The following is a 16,271-nucleotide window of genomic DNA, read 5'->3' as shown; positions in this document are numbered from 1 at the left end:
TCTCCGGTTTGAGGGGCGGCGGTCAGCCGGCCTGTCTGAGTTTTTCCTCGCCGCCCTCGGGCTCGTATTCGAGGATGTCGCCGGGCTGGCAGTCTAGGTAGCGGCAGATGGCGTCCAGGGTGGAAAAGCGCAGGCCCTTCACCTTGCCCGACTTGAGCAAGGACAGGTTGGCTTCGGTGATGCCGATGGCGCGGGCCAGGGCGTTGGAGCGAACCTTGCGCCGAGCCATCATCACGTCGAGGCGAAGAACGATGGGCATCAGACGAACGCCTCGCGATCTTCCTCGATCTCGCGACCGACCTGCATCACCTGGGCGATGACGAAGACCAGCAGGCCGAGGATGAAGGCCTGGATGCTGGAAAGATGCGCCCAGTTCTTATCGATCTCCCAGCCCGTGGCGCTGAGGAACAGATGACAGAGGAAAGGGCTGATGGCGTAGACGCAGAGCCACACGCCCACCTGGCCGATAAGCCAGCCGTTGCGGCGGCCAAAGACCTCGCCCTGGCCATAGAGGGCGAAAAGCTCGCGCAGCCGCCAGAAGATCATCAGGCTGGGCGCCATGCGCACCACGCCGACGGCCGCATAGGCCAGTCGGTGCGGCAGGGACAGGGTGTGGAAGGCCACCGAGTCGGCCGACCCCGTTCCGATCCAGACGGCGTTGGAGCCGATGCGATAGTCGTCGCCCGGATAGACGACAATGCCCGCGATGAGCACGGCCGAGAGCGCGCCCACCAGGATCAGCAGGCCGGTGAAGAGCCAGGACAGGGCGCGGCTGGCGACGCGCAGCCGGTGGTGATGCGCGGCGGTCGGCTGGGCGACAGGCGCAGGCTTGAACTGGACGACGGTGGTCATGCGATCCTCCCGCCATCATGGATTCAACAGAAAAAACTTTCTGTCAAACGATATGGGTGAGTTTTGCGCCAGCCTGCTGAATCAGCCCTGCGCCAAGCGGGCCTTGACGCGGTCGTAGAGTGACAGGCGAAGGGTGGCTTGCTCAAGGCGGTCCAGGGCGGCGAGGGCGTCCTGGGCTTCGTCGTTCAGTTCTACGGCGGCCTCCGACAGGGCGGCCCAAAGGGGCGCGAGGCGGGCGGCCGCATCGCGCCCGGCTGGCGTGAGGCGCAGCCGGCGCTGGCGGGGGTTGGCCTTGTCCGCGTCCCAGGCGATCAGGTTCGCTCCCTCCAAGCCGGCGCGAACCTGGCTGACGGTGGCGTGGCTGACCCCGAGCGCGGCGGCCAGCTCGCCCACGGTCAGGGTCTCGTACAGGCTGAGCAGGTTGACCACGCCGAACCAGCGCTGTTCGAAGGCCACACCGCTTTCGGCGTAGAGGCGGGCGGCGTCGCGGTCGATACGCTCCGACAGGCGACGCAGGCGCGCGCCGATCGCGGCGGCCCCAGCCTTGGTCGTATAGCCGCTGGGATCGTCGGAGCGGGCTGTCATTGACTTCCGTCGTAACTAGTTACAAGGGTGGCCTACAAGGTTAGGGTGGAGCCTTCTTCGTGAACAGGCGTGATCTTCTCATCTCGGGCGCCGCGGGCGCGAGTTTGCTGGCGACGGGCGCGGGACGGGCGGCCGAGAACGGCGCTTTGCTTTCGTCGTGGCTGGGTCGCTGGTCGGCGGCGTTCAACGACCCCGACCTGGGCGTCTACAGGCGGTTCGTGGAGACGCTGGCGCCCACGGTGGGGCCCTATGTGGACGACGATCTTTCGGTGCGCGAGACGACCGGCGGGTTCGAGGTGCTGTCTTCGCAGGTGACGGGGCCCCACGAGATCACGGTCTTCGTGAAGGATCGCGCCTGGGATCGGCGCTCCAAGGTCGTGCTGACCGCCACAGGGGGAGACAAGCTGGAGGACATCGCCTTCGCCGGCGCGCCGGGCGAAGGGACGATCGGGCGACTGGACGAGAGGGCGGCGGCGGCCGTCTGCGAGGCCAAGCTGCGGGACGAGGGACGGGCCGGCCGGTTCAACGGCGTGGCGCTTGTAGCGCGCGGCGAGCGTGTTCTGTTTCGCGCGGCCCACGGTCTGGCCGATGAAGCGCAGGGGGCGGCCGTCGCGCCTTCCACGCGATTCTGCATCGGCTCCATGGGCAAGATGTTCACCGCCGTGGCGACCATGCAGCTGGTGGAGGCGGGGCGGCTGAAGCTGTCCGACACCCTGGCCGTCCATCTGCCGGACTACGCCAACCGCAGTCTGGCCGAGCGGGTGACGGTGGAGCACCTGCTGACCCATACCGGCGGCACGGGCGACATCTTCGGCCCGCAGTACGACGCCAATATCGATAGGCTGAAATCGCCGGAGGACCTGGTGCGGTTCTATGGCGCGCGCGAACCGATCTTCGAGCCCGGGGCGCGGTGGGGCTACAGCAATTATGGCTTCGTTCTGCTGGGCGCGATCATCGAGCGCGTGACCGGCAAGCCCTATGAGACTGTGTTCCAGGAGGCGATCTTCACGCCGGCGGGCATGGCCGCGACCTCGCAGGGGTTCGCCTCATCCCGCCCGACGGCGAGGCCGTACACTGGAGCCCGGGCGACGGGCCTGAAAGCCCTGGCGCCGTATGAGGGACTGCCGGCGGGCGGGGGCTATTCGACGGTCGAGGATCTGCACGCCTTCGCCGTCAGCCTGCGCGCGGGACGGCTGGTCCGGCCGGCGACCCTGGCGGTCATGACCACGCCCAAGGTCGTCGCCGGATCGTCCCATTGGGGGTTGGGTCTGGCGATCCGGAGCCGCAACGGCGCGACCTATTATGGGCATGGCGGCAGCGCGCCGGGGGTCAATGGCGACTTCGCCGTCTATCGCGACTACGTGACGGTGGTCCTGTGCAACCGAGGGCATCCGGCAGCGCTCAACGCGCCCGACTTCATCGGGTCGCGCCTGCCGGCCTAGTCCTCGCGCTTGCGGGGATCGGCCTTGGGAGCGGGGGCCAGGCGCATGATCTCGGCCTGGTAGCGTTCGTCGTCGCCGGCGGCGGCGAAGGGCAGGGCGTCGGCGATGGCGTCGAGCATGGGGTCGAGCCACTGGTGCTCGACCTTATGGAAGTCGCCCAGGACGTAGTGCATCACCGCGTCCTTGTGGCCCGGGTGGCCGACGCCGATGCGGCCGCGGCGGAAGGTGTCGCCGATCTGGCTGGTGACCGAGCGGATGCCGTTGTTGCCCGCCGCGCCGCCGCCCGACTTCATGCGGAAGCGACCGGGCGCCAGATCGATCTCGTCATGGAAGACGATGACGTCGGCGGGGGTCAGCTTGAAGAACTTCATGGCCTCGCCCACCGCGCGGCCGCTCTCGTTGTAATAGGTCTTGGGTTTGAGCAGCAGCAGCTTGACCGGGCCGTCGGGCGTACTGACCGAGCCCTCGCAGGCCATGCCCTGGAAGCGTGAGCGCCAGGGGGCCGTGGACCATTTGCGGGCCAGGGCGTCGACGGCCATGAAGCCGACGTTGTGGCGGTTCTTCTCGTACTTGCCCTCGGGGTTTCCGAGGCCGGCGAGGATCAGCATGGCGGTTTCCCGAAACCTCGAAACGAAATCGCCCGCGAAGGCGTGACCTTCGCGGGCGATGAACTGTTCAGCCCCGAAGGGAGAAGCTTATTCTTCGGTCGCGGCTTCTTCAGCGGCTTCCGACATGGCGGCCGACGAGACCTTGATGTTGGCGATCACGAAGTCGCGGTCCATCGAGGGCTTCACGCCCTTGGGCAGCTGGATTTCCGACATGCGGATGGTGTCGCCGATGTTGTGGGTCGACAGGTCGATGATCAGTTCTTCCGGAATGGCGTTGGCCGGGCAGGACAGCTCGACCGTGTGACGCACGATTTCCAGCGAACCGCCGGCCTTCATGCCGGGCGAGGTTTCGTGGTTCTTGAAGTGAACCGGCACTTCGATCTTGATCGTCTGCTTTTCGTCGACGCGATACAGGTCGAAGTGGATCGGCTCGTCCGTCACCGGATGGAACTGGATGTCCTTGGCGATGACGGGCTGGCTTTCAGCGCCGTGCTTCAGGGTCACCAGGTGGCCCGACAGCTTGCCCGTGTAGAGCGCCTTGCGGAACTCGTTCGAGCGGACCTCGATCATCACCGGGGCCTTGCCGCCGCCGTACAGGACGCCGGGAACGTTGCCGGCATTACGGGAGGCGCGGGCGCCGCCGGTGCCGGCGCGCTCACGGACTTCGACGTTCAGAACGATCTCGGCCATAGGTCTTTTCTCAAAACGAAACGCCGCGCGTGATATCCGCGCGGTGACAGTCGGATGAATAGGGTGCGGCTAGATACACGAGGGCGCGGGACGTTGCAACGCCCCGCGCGACTCTGAATCGAAACGGGCGATCAGCCCTTCTTCTTGGCCGGGGCCTTCTTCTTGGCGGGGGTCTTCACCTCGGCCTTCACGGGAACGGGCGGGGGCGGGATGTAGGGCATGGCCGCGCCGGAGCTCTTGATGAGGCACTGGCCGGTGTCCATCAGGATGTGCTGGCCGACGCAGAAGACGTCCTCGTAGTGCGGCTTGGACACCGCCAGGCATTGATAGAGGTTCAGCTTGGCCAGGTTCAGGCACTGGCCGCCGGTAGGTTCGGCCAGCAGAGGCTGGATCGTCGCCATGTGGGCGTCGCCAGCCTCGCCCAGGGCGGCGAGGGCGGCCACGGCCAGGCCGCGGATCACCAGCGGCGAGTAAGGCGCCGGCGCCGAAGTGGGGGTCAGGCCCAGCGGCGCGAGGCCGGTGCTGACCTGATGCAGGCGGGCGGTCTCGTCCTGGGAGGGCAGGTGCGGGCGGGCGGACAGGGCCTTGGCTTCGGCCAGGCGTTCGGGGCGGTTGGCGACGTCGGCCTTGGACCACTTCTGGCGCTGGACGTCGTAGGCCGCCTGCTTGACCGCGCGACCGGCCATATAGACCTGGGTCCCATCGGTCCCGAGGGCGGAGATGATCAGGCCGGCGGCGGTGTCGGCCCCCTTGATGACCGCAGCGTAGGCCGGATCGCGCAAGATCTGCTGGGCGACCTGGGTGCGCTGATTCCGGTCCGCGGCGAACTCGCGGACGGCCGAGACGAAGGCGGGGTCCTGCAGGGCGACGACGGCGGCGTAGGCCACGGCGCCGGACATCAGCTGGCGGCTCTCATAGGCCGAGCCGGTCTTCACGGCCTGAGCGACCTGGAGGCCGTCGGCGAAGTTGGGGGAGATGGCGCCGGCGCTCTGCACATAGCCGCGATAGGCGGCGGCCTGCTCGACAACGCGAGGCGAAAGGGTGATCGGCGGCGGGATGTAAGCCACCGGCGGCGGAGGGGGCGGGGCGGGAGAGGCGCAGGCGGCCAGAACGGCCAACAGGCTCAGGCCCGCCAGGGCCTTAACGCGGCTTCTTGTAATCATCTGGCGGAGATCCCCGGAAAATAGAATGATTTAGCGCCGAATACGCGGCGGTGCGGGCGACAGTGTGACCGTGGATCGTTAACCCTGTTTTTACAAGCTGAGCCACGAGCCAAGATCGAACGCAAAACAAGCTGAGGCGTTCAACGCCTTGTGCGGGAAGGTTTCCGAACATTCACAAAGTGTCGAAGGCTTAATTTGCCTTTCACCGGGGTTCGGCCGCAAAATCTGGGCATTGAAAAGGAGACCTCATGACCGACGCCACCCCTGAAACCGTCATCGCCGCAGCGCCCGTTGCGGCCAGCGAAGACCGTCTTCTTCCGGGGATCGTCTACGCTCTGTACCTGCTCGGGTTCTCGAACGGGATCACCTTCATCGTCGGCGTGATTCTCGCTCACGTCCAGGAAAGCACCGCCGGCCCGAAGATGAAGAGCCACTACACCTTCCTGATCCGCACCTTCTGGCTGTCCGTGGCGGCCTTCCTGGTGGCGGGGGCGGTGTTCGCGATCAGCATCCCGCTCAGCTTCGTGCTGATCGGCATTCCCGGCCTGATCGTCAGCGGTCTGTTCATGGGCGCCATCGCGATCTGGTTCCTGGTCCGCTCCATCGTGGGCCTGGTCTATCTGGCTCGCGACGAGGCCTATCCGCGCCCCAACACCTGGCTGGTGTAAAAAGCTGTGAAGCCCAGCCCTTCCCCTCGACAGGGGGAGGGCTGATGGCGTTCCTCGCCTTGCAGCGCCCGCCGATCTCGGCCACCGTGCGGGCGATCTCGCATTTTCGAGGTCTATAGAGACCTGCCGCACGCCACGGGGCGCGGGCGGGTCAAAGATTTGGAACGCCGCCATGAGCGCCCCGGCCGATCCGCGCCTCATTCTTCGTGACGACGAGCTGGACTCCGGCCTGGAGCTGATTCTCCTGGCCGAGGCCGGCGTCTGGGCGGCGGTGGATGCGGCGCTGGAGGCGGAGGGCAATGGCCTGGGGCGTTCGCACTGGCGGGCGGCCCTGCTGCTGCGCCGGCGGCCGAGCGTGGGCGTGCAGGAGCTGGCGCGGCTGACGGGCCTGTCCAAGCAGGCGGCCAGCCGCACCCTTTCGGACCTGGAAAAGGCGGGTCTGGCGCACAAGACCGCGGGCGAGTTGGACGCGCGTCGCCGCCTGACTGAACTGACCGCGGAAGGCGCGGCGTTCGAGGCGCGGGTCAGCGAGCGCCTTCGAGCCTTGGTGGCCAAGGCCTATCGCACCGGAGGACTGGACGGCGTGGCGGGAACGCGGCGTATTCTGTCGGCCCTGGCGGGACCACGGGTCTCTATCGGCATTCGCCGGAGCGAAGCGGCATGACTCCTTTGGAAGCCCGTGACCGTCACCTGCTGGTCGTCGATGACGACGATCGCATCCGCACCCTGATCAAGGAATACCTGGCCCGGGCCGGATTTCGCGTCACCGCCGCCCAGGACGCCGCGGCGGCGCGCAAGCTGATGGACGCCTTCGACTTCGATCTGCTGGTGCTGGACGTGATGATGCCGGGCGAGGACGGGTTCGCCTTCACCCGCGCCCTGCGCGCGCGGCCGGGCGAGGCGGGGCGCACGCCGATCCTGATGCTGACCGCGCGCGATCAGTCCACCGACCGCATCGAGGGGCTGACCCTGGGGGCCGACGACTATCTGGCCAAGCCGTTCGAGCCGCAGGAACTGCTGCTGCGCATCGAGGCGATCCTGCGCCGGGCGGGGCCGCGCGTGACCTTGTCGGAAAGCCTGATGATGGGCGACTGCGCCTTTGATCCCGAACGGGGCGAGCTGACCCGCGCGGGCGAGCCGGTGCGCCTGACCGAGGCCGAGATCGAACTGCTGCGTCAGCTGGCGCGGGCGGCGCACGAGCCGGTGGACCGCATGGACCTGGCCCGCGACGCCGCCGACATCACCGGCCGGGCGGTGGACGTGCAGGTCACGCGCCTGCGCCGCAAGATCGAGCCCGACCCCAAGAACCCCCGCTATCTGCAGACCGTGCGCGGCATCGGCTACCGCCTGGCGCCGGATTGATGGCGTATGCCGCGACCAACTCCTCCCCCGTCATGACGGGGGAGGGGGACCGCGCAGCGGTGGAGGGGGCGACCGCCTGCACTGAGCCCGGTCACGCCCCCTCCACCATGCTGCGCATGGTCCCCCTCCCCCGCTTCGCAAGGGAGGAGAGGGCTTGAGACGCTGGATCCGGATTTTCTGGCCACGGATGATGCGACGCTACGTGCCGACCTCGTTGTTCGGCCGGTCGCTGCTGATCATCATCCTGCCGATCGCCCTGATGCAGATGGCGGTGACCTGGGCCTTCTTCGACGCCCACTGGGAGACCGTGAACAGTCGCCTGTCGGACGGGCTGGCGGGCGAGGTCGCCTGGGCGGTGGAGAGCTATCAGGACGATCCGCGGCCCGAGGCCCTGGCGCGGCTGGAGCAGAGAGCCGAAGATTCCCTGTCGCTGTCGATCGCCCTGCAGCCGGGGCGGGAGTTGCCGATCGGGCGGCGGGCAGCCCTGTTCGCGGCGGTTGACCGGTCGCTGCAGAAGGCGCTGTCGGCGCGGCTGGACCAGCCGTTCTGGTTCGACGCCTCGGATCGCTATCCGGCCTATGTCGACATCCGGGTGAAGGTGGACCAGGGCGTGCTGCGCATCATCGCGCCGCGTGACCGGGCCGTGGCGACCCAGGGCCATATCTTCGTGCTGTGGATGGCGGGGGCGACCCTGCTGCTGACGGCGGTGGCCCTGCTGTTCATCCGCAACCAGGTGCGGGCCATCGAGCGATTGGCCGAGGCGGCGGACACCTTTGGCCGAGGCGGCGACGCGCCGGCCTTCAAGCCATGGGGCGCGCGTGAGGTGCGCCAGGCGGCCCAGGCCTTCATCGCCATGAAGGCGCGCATCCAGCGGCATATCGAACAGCGGACCACCCTGCTGGCGTCGGTGAGTCACGATCTGCGCACGCCGCTTACGCGGCTGAAGCTGGAACTGGCCCTGGCCGAGCCCGGTCCGCGCATCGAGGCGATGAAGCGCGATCTGGCCGAGATGGAGCACATGATCGACGAGTATCTCGCCTTTGCTCGCGGCGAGGGCGGGGAGGCGGTCGAGATCGCGCCGCTTCGTCCCCTGATCGAGGAGGTCAGCGAGGGGGCGGCGCGAGCCGGCGCCAAGGTCAGCGTCGAGGCCGATCCGGACCTGGAGGTCGCCGTGCGGCCCAACGCCCTGAAGCGGGCGCTGTCCAACCTGGTCATGAACGCGGCCGTGCATGGCGAACGGGTGGAGGTGGCGGCCCATCGCAGCCCGGCGGGCGGGGTCGAGATCTGGGTGGACGACGATGGGCCTGGCATTCCCGAGGACCGCTACGAGGAGGCGTTCCGCCCCTTCAACCGGCTCGATGAGTCGCGAAACCAGAACGAGAAGGGCGTGGGCCTGGGCCTGGCCATCGCGCGGGATGTGGCGCGCGGCCTGGGGGGCGACCTGGTGCTGGACCGGTCGCCGCTGGGCGGGTTGCGGGCGGTGGTGAGGTTGCCGGGGTGATCCCTCCTGCCCCGTAGCGAAGAGACAGAGGAACCTCGCACTATCAACCGCTCATCCCGGCGAAGGCCGGGACCCAGATTCATCCAGAGCCTCAGAAGGGCTTCACCTGGGCCCCGGCCTTCGCCGGGGTGAGCGGATATCTATAAGCGTGCCTTCCTCCATCGAGGGGGAGAGTGACTACTCCGCCGCGACCGGGGCGTTGAAGCCCAGGACGGCCTTGGTCTCCAGGAATTCGCCGAAGGCGTGGTCGCCCCATTCGCGGCCGTTGCCGCTCATCTTGTAGCCGCCGAAGGGGGCCATCAGGTCGGGGCTGGCGCCGTTGAGGCTGACCTGACCGGCGCGCAGGCGCGAGGCCACTTCGCGCACCTTGGCCGGGTCCGTGCCCGACACATAGGCGGCGAGGCCGTATTCGGTGTCGTTTCCGATGGTCACGGCCTGATCGACGGTGTCGTAGCCGAGGATGGTGACGACCGGGCCGAAGATCTCTTCCTTGGCGATGGTCATGTCGTTGGTGACGTTGGCGAAGACGGTGGGCTTCACGTAGTAGCCCTTGTCCAGGCCCTCGGGCCGGCCGGGGCCGCCGGTGACCAGGGTGGCGCCTTCATCGACGCCCTTCTGGATCAGGCCCTGAATCTTGTTCCACTGAATCTCGGAGACCACGGGCCCCATCTTGGCGTTGCCGTTGGGGTCGCCGACGTTGAAGCCCTCGGCCGCGGCTTTGGCGATGCCGATCACCTCGTCCATCTTGGCGGCCGGGACCAGCATGCGGGTCGGGGCGTTGCAGGACTGGCCCGAGTTCATCATCACCGACGAGACGCCGCCGGTCACCGCGCGGGCGAAATCGGCGTCTTCGAGGATGATGTTGGGGCTCTTGCCGCCCAGCTCCTGATGGACGCGCTTGACGGTCGGGGCGGCGGCGCGGGCCACCTCGATCCCGGCGCGGGTCGAGCCGGTGAAGGAGACCATGTCCACGTCCGGGTGGCTGGAGATCGCCGTACCCACGGTGGGGCCGTCGCCGTTGACGAGGTTGAACACCCCGGCCGGAACGCCGGCGGCGTGCAGGATCTCGGCGAAGATATAGCCGCTGAAGGGCGCGACCTCGGACGGCTTGAGCACCATGGTGCAGCCGGTGGCCAGGGCCGGGGCGACCTTGCAGGCGATCTGGTTCACCGGCCAGTTCCAGGGGGTGATGAAGCCACAGACGCCGATGGGCTCCTTGACGATGCGGGTGGTCCCGCGATCTTCCTCGAACTTGTAATCCTTGAGGACGGCGATGGCGGTCTGGATGTGGCCGACGCCCATGGCGGCCTGGGCGCGCTGGGCCAGCCAGGACGGGGCGCCCATCTCCTCGGTGATGGCCTTGGCCATGTCCTCGTAGCGCTTCTGATACTCGGCGACGATGCGCTCGAGCAGGTCGATGCGCTCTTCACGGCTGGTGCGCGAGAAGGTCTCGAAGGCCTTGCGGGCGGCCTTGACCGCCGTATCGACATCGGCGGCCGAGCCCATGGAGATGCGGCCCGCGACCTCTTCATTGGCGGGATTGATGACGTCCAGCGTCTTGGCCACGGCGGGGGCGACCCATGCGCCGTCGATGTAGAACTTCGTATAGTCGCGCATCCGCCTGCTCCTGCCCATCGAGCCGCTGAGGCGCGGCTTCTGAATTCAAACAATCATTCTAATGATCGTTGATCAGGTGGGAAGGGGCGATCACCAGCGCAGGTCGGGATCGGCCTTGCCCATGGCCTCCAGAATTCGCGCACGCGTGGCGGGGGTCACGGAATCCGGGAGGTTTTCCGGGTCGAACCACTGGACGGCGGCGATCTCGCCGCGCGAGGTCATCGGGCAGGGGCTCCATTGATCGACGCGGTAGATCAGGACGTGATCGCCCCGGAAGGCGTGGTCGTTGGAGTGGAAGGACAGCAGGCGCGGACGGCCCTCGACCCGGACGCCGGCTTCTTCCTCCAGTTCGCGGGCGAGGGCGACCTCGGCCGTCTCGCCGCGCTCCATTCCGCCGCCGGGAAGGTACCAGCCGGGCAGATAGGTGTGCTCGACCAGCAGGACCCAGCCGGCCTCGTTGACCACCAGGCCGCGCACGCCGAGGGTCATGCTGCGGGTGACGCGGGAGAACACCTTGAACAGGGGACGGGTGAAAGGCTCGATACGGCGGCGCCAGGACATGGCGCTCCTATAGACCCCTGCGGGCTTGCCGTCCCGCTCGGCGGCGGCTAAAGCCCGGTCGTTATCCTGGAGTTTTCGACATGCTCGCGCTCGCCGTCATCTTCGGCTTCATCGCCGTCATCTGCGCCCTGAACTTCTTCGAGTTCGGCCGCATCGACTAGACCTTCCGCTCGCGGGGCACAGGCCCCGCGTTGCGATGTGAAAGGGCGGTCAGCATGACGAGGGGATGCGCCCTGGTCACCGGGGCGGCGCGCAGGATCGGCCAGGCGCTGGCCATCGAAGCCGCGCGCGCCGGCTATGACGTCGTCGTCCACCATCGCGGGGCCGCCTCGGAGGCGGCCGACACCGTCACCCAGATCCAGGCCCTCGGCCGCAAAGCCTTCGTCGTCCAGGGCGACCTGACGGACGATGTGGAGCGCGGCGCCCTGCTGTCGGCGGCCGACGGCCCGCTGACCCTGCTGGTCAATTGCGCCTCGCTGTTCCAGGACGACCGGATCGAGACCCTGACCGGCGAAAGCCTGGACGCGCACCTAGATACGAATCTGCGGGCGCCGGTGCTGCTGGCCCAGGCGTTCGCCGCGCAACTGCCCGCCGACGCCGAGGGGCTGATCGTCAATATCGTCGACCAGCGGGTTTGGCGGCCCAATCCGCAGTTCTTCAGCTACAGCCTGTCCAAGGCGGGCCTGTGGTGGGCGACCCAGACCCTTGCCCAGGCCCTGGCGCCGCGCATCCGAGTCAACGCCATCGGGCCGGGCCCGACCCTGGCCTCGATCCATCAGCGCAATGGCGAGTTCGAGCACGAAGCGGCCAATGTCCCGCTGGGAAAGGCGGCGTCGCCCGACGAGATCGCCGGTGCGCTGCGCTACCTCATTGACGCAAGGTCGGTCACGGGCCAGATGATCGCCGTCGATGGCGGCCAGCATCTTTCCTGGCGGACGCCCGACATCCTCGGCGCGTGAAAGGCCGGATCGTGACCGCCCCCAGCCCCCAGTTTCCGACTGACCAAGGCCCCGCCGCTCGCGTGGTGGGCGTGAAGGTGTTCGTGCGCGGCTTGGCCGTGGAGGCCGAGATCGGCGTCTACAAGCACGAGCACGGGCGGCTTCAGCCGCTGGTGGTGGATGTGGAGATGGACGTGGCCGCTTCGGGCTTCGAGCGGCTGGCCGACACTGTGAATTACGAGACGGTGGGCGAGGCGGCGCGGGCCATCGTCGCCGAGGGGCGAATCGACCTGGTCGAAACCTTCGCCGAGCGGCTGGCCCAGGCCTGCCTGAGCGATCCGCGGGTGACGCGGGTGCGGGTGCGGGTTGAAAAGCCGTTGGCCCTGGCCCCGCACGCCCAGGCGGCGGGCGTGGAGATCACGGCGGTTCGGGGATAGTGCGTCCTTCGAGACGCGGATATTGTCCGCTCCTTAGGATGACGGATTCTGTAGCAAATCTAGCGTCGTCAGGCTGAGGAGCGCGTCAGCGCGTCTCGAAGCCCGCACGATCAGTCAAACAGCTTGGACACCGACTCTTCGTTGGCGATGCGGCGGATGGCTTCGCCGATCAGCGGGGCGCAGGAGACCAGGCGGACCTTGCCGCAGGTGTCCAGCGACTGTTCCGGCTGCTCGATGGAGTCGGTGACCACCAGTTCTGTCAGAACCGACTTGCCGATCCGGTCATAGGCCGCGCCCGACAGCACGCCGTGGGTGACATAGGCCGCCACGTCGGCCGCGCCGTTGGCCATCAGGGCCTCGGCGGCGTTGCACAGGGTGCCGGCGCTGTCGGCGATGTCGTCGAACAGGATGCAGCGGCGGCCCTGGACGTCGCCGATGATGTTCATCACTTCGCTCTGGCCGGGGCCTGAGCGGCGCTTGTCGACAATGGCCAGGTCGGCGTCGAGACGCTTGGCCAGGGCGCGGGCGCGAACCACCCCGCCCACGTCGGGCGAGACGATCATCAGCTCGTCGGTCTTCTTGTAGTTTTCGCGGATGTCGGCGGCCAGCAGCGGGGTCGGCAGCAGGTTGTCCGTGGGGATGTCGAAGAAGCCCTGAATCTGGCCGGCGTGCAGGTCCATGGTCAGGACCCGGTCGGCGCCGGCGCGGGTGATCAGGTTGGCCACCAGCTTGGCCGAGATCGGGGTGCGGCCGCCAGTTTTGCGGTCCTGGCGGGCGTAGCCGAAGTAGGGGACGACAGCGGTGATCCGCTTGCCCGACGCGCGCTTGAGCGCATCGATGCAGATCAGCAGCTCCATCAGGTTGTCGTTGGCGGGGTAGCTGGTCGACTGGATGATGAAGACGTCCTCGCCGCGGACGTTCTCGTCGATGGTGACGAAGACCTCGTTGTCGGCGAAGCGCCGGACCTGCGCCTTGGTCAGGGGCAGGTCCAGATAGTCGGCGATAGCGCCCGCGAGAGTACGGTTGGAGTTGCCAGCCAGCAGCTTCATCGGGGCCCGTCGTAGAAGTGTTGTGGTTGTTGCGCGGCTTCTAGCAGGGAGTCAGGCGCGAGCAACCCCAAGAAATTCAGGTAAGCATAATCGCCGACAGCAGGCGGCCGTAGTCGCCCTCGCCTCGCAGCACGGCGCGGCGGTTGGAGAAGAACCATTCTTCCTCTGCGCAGGTGTCGCGGCCGACCCATTCGCGTTGCTCGACCCCGGCGGTGCGCAGGCGCTCCAGCACGAAGGCGGGCAGGTCGAACTGGCGCTTGTCGGGCGCGGCGCCCGGCGAGAAGAACTGTTCCGAACCCGGGGCGTCGGCGGCGAAGCGCTCGAAGAAATCCAGGCCGACCTCATAGGATTCGCGGCCGATGCAGGGGCCGACGGCGGCGATCATGTTCGCCGGATCGGCGCCGAGGCCGACCATGGTGTCCACCGCCGACTGCACCACCCCGTCGAGGGCGCCGCGCCAGCCGGCATGGGCCGAGGCCACGATGCGCGCCACGGGATCGACGATCAGCACCGGCGCGCAGTCGGCCGACAGGGCGCCGCAGATCACGCCAGGGGTCTTGGAGACGATGGCGTCGCCCTCCGGCCGCGCGTCGCCCCAGGAGCCGTCGGCGACGATGGCGATGGTCGAATGAATCTGGAAGCAGGTGTCGAGATCGCCGGGCTCGCCCCCGAAATGGGCGGCGGCGCGGGCGCGGTTCTCGGCCACGTCGGCGGGTTCGTCCTTGGAGCCCCGGCCGATGTTCAGGCTGTCATAGAGGCCCATGGAGACGCCGCCCTTGCGGGTGAAGAAGGCGTGGCGGACGCCGGGGACGGCGGCGAGCAGGGCGGACTGGACGCGGGGCAGTTCGGTCACAGCGATCAGGCCTCTTCGAAACCGGGGGGAGCGACATTCTGGGAATGAACGCACGCCGCCTTGAAAAGAGTCCCCATCTGATCGGGTTCGACAAGGCGGGCAAGCTGACGCTCGAGGGTTTCGAACTGGTCCGGACGGGCGGCGGCGAGGGCGGCGGCGCGTTGTTCGATCCCCAGGCGGGCCAGGAATAGCCTCTGGGGCAGGATGGGGGCGGTCTGGGCGCCGGCTTGGCGCGCGGCGGCCAGGACGGCGGGAAAGTCGGCGTGGACGGTCAGGTCGGCCTGGCCAGGGCAGGCGAGGGGGTCGACCTTCTGGTGGGCCTTGAGCGCCTGCAGGGTGTCGCCGGGACTGGGGGCATCGCGGCCGTAGTCAATGAGCAGGGCGACGCCACCGTCGCGGGCTATGCGCTCGCCGAGCATGGCGCCGAAGGCCTGCTGGACCGGCGAGGTTTCGAAGACCATGCCTAGCGAAACCTCGGACGCGGTCGGCGCGGAGGCGGGCGGACCGAGCCGGAAGGCCAGTTCGCCGGCGTCGTCCAGAGCCACAAGCCGCTCAGCCCATCCTTGCCCGGTGCGCACGAATTGCCGGGCTGGAAGGCAGTCGAGAAGCTCGTTGGACACCAGGATCAGGGGGGCGTCGCCGGGGACCTGCTCGACGCTGTCGGCCCATCGCGGCGTCAACGGACCGCCGGCCAGGCGTTCGGCTTGCAGCGCGCGGAGGGGCGGCGAGGTCTCGACCAGCCACAGGTCGGCGGCGGCGAGGAAGCCGGGGGCGAGCCGGGCGGCCCGCAGCAGATCGCTCATCAGCGTGCCGTCGCCGGGACCGGCTTCCACAAGGCGGAAGGCGGCGGGGGAGCCCAGACGGCTCCACGTCTCGACGCACCACAAGCCTATCAACTCGCCGAACATCTGGCTGACCAGGGGGGCGGTGATGAAGTCGCCGCCGGCGCCCAGGGCGGGCCGCGTCGCGTAATAGCCGTCCTGTGGATCGTGCAGGCAGCGCAGCATGTAGTCGGCGACGCTGATCGGGCCCGTCGCCGCGATCTCGGCGATCAGGCGATCACGCAGGCTCACGTTTCGGCTCGCGCAAGGCCAGGGCGATCAGGACGAGGCCGGCGACCAGCATGGGCAAGGACAGCATCATTCCCATGGTCAGGCCGAGCGGGAAGTCGGGCATGAAGGCGTCTGGCTGGCGCACGTTCTCCAGGCTGGCGCGGAACACCGCGTAGCCCACCAGGAACAGGCCCGCGACCCCGCCGCGCCGCTGCAGCCACATCCACTTGTGAGTGGTCAGGCGCAGGATCAGGAACAGGGCCAAGCCCTCCAGCAGCGCCTCATACAGCTGGCTGGGGTGGCGCGGATAGGGGCCGGCGCCCGGGAAGATGACGCCCCAGGGAACGTCGGTGGTGCGGCCCCACAGTTCGGCGTTGATGAAATTGGCCAGGCGGCCGAAGAACAGGCCGAACGGCACGGCGGGCGCCACCAGATCGCCCAGCCGGCGAATGTCGATCTTGTTCAGGGCGGCGAAGATGATCACCGCGACGGCCACGCCCAGGCAGCCGCCATGGAAGCTCATGCCGCCGTTCCAGACCTGGAGAATCTCGATGGGGTTCTGGGTGATCAGGGACGGATTGTAGAACAGCACATAGCCCAGACGCCCGCCGCCGATGACGCCCAGGGTGATCCACAGGATCAGGTCGTCGATCTTTTCGGGGGTGATGGTCGGCGTCTGGCCACCCCACAGGCGCGGGTTCTTGACCAGGCCGACCGCATAGCGCCAGCCGAGCAGAATGCCGGCCACATAGGCCAGGGCGTACCAGCGGATCGCGAAGGGCCCGATCTGGATCAGGATGGGGTCGAGGAATTCGGGAAAGGGCAAGGCCTGGGTCCTGTGCGGTGAGACGCCGCAGCAACCTGTAACGGCAAAGGCCTTCGCTTTCACCTGC

Annotated in this window: 19 protein-coding genes; 7 read left to right on the top strand and 12 right to left on the bottom strand. The window is 68.1% G+C overall.

Annotated elements, in window-relative coordinates; all coding sequences use genetic code 11:
- Window positions 1–22: 22 nt before the first annotated feature.
- The 3 genes from O5K31_RS13975 to O5K31_RS13965 form a co-directional block, all read right to left on the bottom strand.
- A complete protein-coding gene (locus O5K31_RS13975) occupies window positions 23–259 on the bottom strand; it encodes a helix-turn-helix domain-containing protein (RefSeq protein WP_269714272.1) in 237 nt (78 codons plus the stop codon).
- Window positions 259–852, bottom strand: a complete 594-nt coding sequence (locus O5K31_RS13970) for a DUF2975 domain-containing protein (protein WP_269714270.1) — start codon at window positions 850–852, stop codon at window positions 259–261. The genes O5K31_RS13975 and O5K31_RS13970 overlap by 1 nt, the downstream gene beginning before the upstream one ends.
- A gap of 81 nt (window positions 853–933) precedes the next feature.
- A complete protein-coding gene (locus O5K31_RS13965) occupies window positions 934–1,437 on the bottom strand; it encodes a MarR family winged helix-turn-helix transcriptional regulator (protein WP_269714268.1) in 504 nt (167 codons plus the stop codon).
- Between the two features lie 59 nt (window positions 1,438–1,496).
- Between O5K31_RS13965 and O5K31_RS13960 the strand changes: the two genes are divergently transcribed.
- Entirely contained in the window at window positions 1,497–2,879 is a 1,383-nt protein-coding gene (locus tag O5K31_RS13960) for a serine hydrolase domain-containing protein (RefSeq protein WP_269714267.1), read from the top strand.
- Here the strand turns inward: O5K31_RS13960 and pth are convergent.
- The 3 genes from pth to O5K31_RS13945 all read right to left on the bottom strand — a co-directional run bounded on the left by pth (window position 2,876) and on the right by O5K31_RS13945 (window position 5,340).
- Window positions 2,876–3,487: an aminoacyl-tRNA hydrolase gene (pth, locus tag O5K31_RS13955; protein WP_269714265.1), complete on the bottom strand. Its 612-nt coding sequence runs from the start codon at window positions 3,485–3,487 to the stop codon at window positions 2,876–2,878. The two genes, O5K31_RS13960 and pth, sit on opposite strands and share 4 nt — an antisense overlap.
- 87 nt (window positions 3,488–3,574) lie before the next feature.
- Window positions 3,575–4,177, bottom strand: coding sequence for a 50S ribosomal protein L25/general stress protein Ctc (locus tag O5K31_RS13950; protein ID WP_269714263.1), 603 nt, complete (start codon window positions 4,175–4,177; stop codon window positions 3,575–3,577).
- Window positions 4,178–4,308: 131 nt separating this feature from the next.
- A complete protein-coding gene (locus O5K31_RS13945; RefSeq protein WP_269714261.1) occupies window positions 4,309–5,340 on the bottom strand; it encodes a hypothetical protein in 1,032 nt (343 codons plus the stop codon).
- 248 nt (window positions 5,341–5,588) lie between these two features.
- Between O5K31_RS13945 and O5K31_RS13940 the strand changes: the two genes are divergently transcribed.
- The 4 genes from O5K31_RS13940 to O5K31_RS13925 all read left to right on the top strand — a co-directional run bounded on the left by O5K31_RS13940 (window position 5,589) and on the right by O5K31_RS13925 (window position 8,871).
- Window positions 5,589–6,008, top strand: coding sequence for a DUF4870 family protein (locus O5K31_RS13940; RefSeq protein ID WP_269714260.1), 420 nt, complete (start codon window positions 5,589–5,591; stop codon window positions 6,006–6,008).
- A 172-nt stretch (window positions 6,009–6,180) separates the two neighbouring features.
- Window positions 6,181–6,672, top strand: a complete 492-nt coding sequence (locus tag O5K31_RS13935) for a MarR family winged helix-turn-helix transcriptional regulator (protein ID WP_269714258.1) — start codon at window positions 6,181–6,183, stop codon at window positions 6,670–6,672.
- Window positions 6,669–7,370, top strand: coding sequence for a response regulator (locus tag O5K31_RS13930; RefSeq protein ID WP_269714257.1), 702 nt, complete (start codon window positions 6,669–6,671; stop codon window positions 7,368–7,370). The genes O5K31_RS13935 and O5K31_RS13930 overlap by 4 nt, the downstream gene beginning before the upstream one ends.
- A 187-nt stretch (window positions 7,371–7,557) precedes the next feature.
- Complete coding sequence (locus O5K31_RS13925; RefSeq protein WP_269717063.1) at window positions 7,558–8,871, top strand: ATP-binding protein; 1,314 nt, start codon at window positions 7,558–7,560, stop codon at window positions 8,869–8,871.
- A gap of 177 nt (window positions 8,872–9,048) precedes the next feature.
- Here the strand turns inward: O5K31_RS13925 and O5K31_RS13920 are convergent, their stop codons facing one another.
- Window positions 9,049–10,488, bottom strand: coding sequence for an aldehyde dehydrogenase family protein (locus O5K31_RS13920; protein WP_269714255.1), 1,440 nt, complete (start codon window positions 10,486–10,488; stop codon window positions 9,049–9,051).
- 90 nt (window positions 10,489–10,578) lie between these two features.
- Complete coding sequence (locus O5K31_RS13915; RefSeq protein WP_269714253.1) at window positions 10,579–11,049, bottom strand: NUDIX domain-containing protein; 471 nt, start codon at window positions 11,047–11,049, stop codon at window positions 10,579–10,581.
- Between the two features lie 215 nt (window positions 11,050–11,264).
- Between O5K31_RS13915 and O5K31_RS13910 the strand changes: the two genes are divergently transcribed.
- The gene (locus tag O5K31_RS13910; RefSeq protein ID WP_269714252.1) at window positions 11,265–12,008 is read left to right on the top strand and encodes an SDR family oxidoreductase; all 744 of its coding nucleotides are present in this window, start codon (window positions 11,265–11,267) and stop codon (window positions 12,006–12,008) included.
- Between the two features lie 11 nt (window positions 12,009–12,019).
- Entirely contained in the window at window positions 12,020–12,424 is a 405-nt protein-coding gene (folB, locus tag O5K31_RS13905; protein ID WP_269714250.1) for a dihydroneopterin aldolase, read from the top strand.
- Window positions 12,425–12,534: 110 nt separating this feature from the next.
- Here the strand turns inward: folB and O5K31_RS13900 are convergent, their stop codons facing one another.
- The 4 genes from O5K31_RS13900 to lgt form a co-directional block, all read right to left on the bottom strand.
- Window positions 12,535–13,473, bottom strand: coding sequence for a ribose-phosphate pyrophosphokinase (locus O5K31_RS13900; RefSeq protein WP_269714248.1), 939 nt, complete (start codon window positions 13,471–13,473; stop codon window positions 12,535–12,537).
- Between the two features lie 76 nt (window positions 13,474–13,549).
- On the bottom strand, window positions 13,550–14,332 hold the full coding sequence (pgeF, locus tag O5K31_RS13895) for a peptidoglycan editing factor PgeF (RefSeq protein ID WP_269717062.1): 783 nt from the start codon (window positions 14,330–14,332) through the stop codon (window positions 13,550–13,552).
- Window positions 14,332–15,399 (bottom strand): class I SAM-dependent methyltransferase, encoded by a 1,068-nt coding sequence (locus O5K31_RS13890; RefSeq protein WP_269714246.1) that lies wholly within the window; start codon window positions 15,397–15,399, stop codon window positions 14,332–14,334. The genes pgeF and O5K31_RS13890 overlap by 1 nt, the downstream gene beginning before the upstream one ends.
- Window positions 15,386–16,204: a prolipoprotein diacylglyceryl transferase gene (gene lgt, locus O5K31_RS13885; protein ID WP_269714245.1), complete on the bottom strand. Its 819-nt coding sequence runs from the start codon at window positions 16,202–16,204 to the stop codon at window positions 15,386–15,388. Before lgt ends, O5K31_RS13890 begins: the two co-directional genes overlap by 14 nt.
- Between the last annotated feature and the right edge of the window lie 67 nt (window positions 16,205–16,271).

Source organism: Caulobacter sp. NIBR2454 (assembly GCF_027474405.1).
Classification (GTDB): Bacteria; Pseudomonadota; Alphaproteobacteria; order Caulobacterales; family Caulobacteraceae; genus Caulobacter.
This window is presented reverse-complemented; position numbering and strand designations above follow the sequence as displayed.

Coding starts and splice junctions, on each gene's coding strand:
- O5K31_RS13975 (WP_269714272.1), bottom strand. CDS start 259: ATGCCCATCGTTCTTCGCCTCGACGTGATGATGGCTCGGCGCAAGGTT.
- O5K31_RS13970 (WP_269714270.1), bottom strand. CDS start 852: ATGACCACCGTCGTCCAGTTCAAGCCTGCGCCTGTCGCCCAGCCGACC.
- O5K31_RS13965 (WP_269714268.1), bottom strand. CDS start 1,437: ATGACAGCCCGCTCCGACGATCCCAGCGGCTATACGACCAAGGCTGGG.
- pth (WP_269714265.1), bottom strand. CDS start 3,487: ATGCTGATCCTCGCCGGCCTCGGAAACCCCGAGGGCAAGTACGAGAAG.
- O5K31_RS13950 (WP_269714263.1), bottom strand. CDS start 4,177: ATGGCCGAGATCGTTCTGAACGTCGAAGTCCGTGAGCGCGCCGGCACC.
- O5K31_RS13945 (WP_269714261.1), bottom strand. CDS start 5,340: ATGATTACAAGAAGCCGCGTTAAGGCCCTGGCGGGCCTGAGCCTGTTG.
- O5K31_RS13940 (WP_269714260.1), top strand. CDS start 5,589: ATGACCGACGCCACCCCTGAAACCGTCATCGCCGCAGCGCCCGTTGCG.
- O5K31_RS13935 (WP_269714258.1), top strand. CDS start 6,181: ATGAGCGCCCCGGCCGATCCGCGCCTCATTCTTCGTGACGACGAGCTG.
- O5K31_RS13930 (WP_269714257.1), top strand. CDS start 6,669: ATGACTCCTTTGGAAGCCCGTGACCGTCACCTGCTGGTCGTCGATGAC.
- O5K31_RS13925 (WP_269717063.1), top strand. CDS start 7,558: ATGATGCGACGCTACGTGCCGACCTCGTTGTTCGGCCGGTCGCTGCTG.
- O5K31_RS13920 (WP_269714255.1), bottom strand. CDS start 10,488: ATGCGCGACTATACGAAGTTCTACATCGACGGCGCATGGGTCGCCCCC.
- O5K31_RS13915 (WP_269714253.1), bottom strand. CDS start 11,049: ATGTCCTGGCGCCGCCGTATCGAGCCTTTCACCCGTCCCCTGTTCAAG.
- O5K31_RS13910 (WP_269714252.1), top strand. CDS start 11,265: ATGACGAGGGGATGCGCCCTGGTCACCGGGGCGGCGCGCAGGATCGGC.
- O5K31_RS13900 (WP_269714248.1), bottom strand. CDS start 13,473: ATGAAGCTGCTGGCTGGCAACTCCAACCGTACTCTCGCGGGCGCTATC.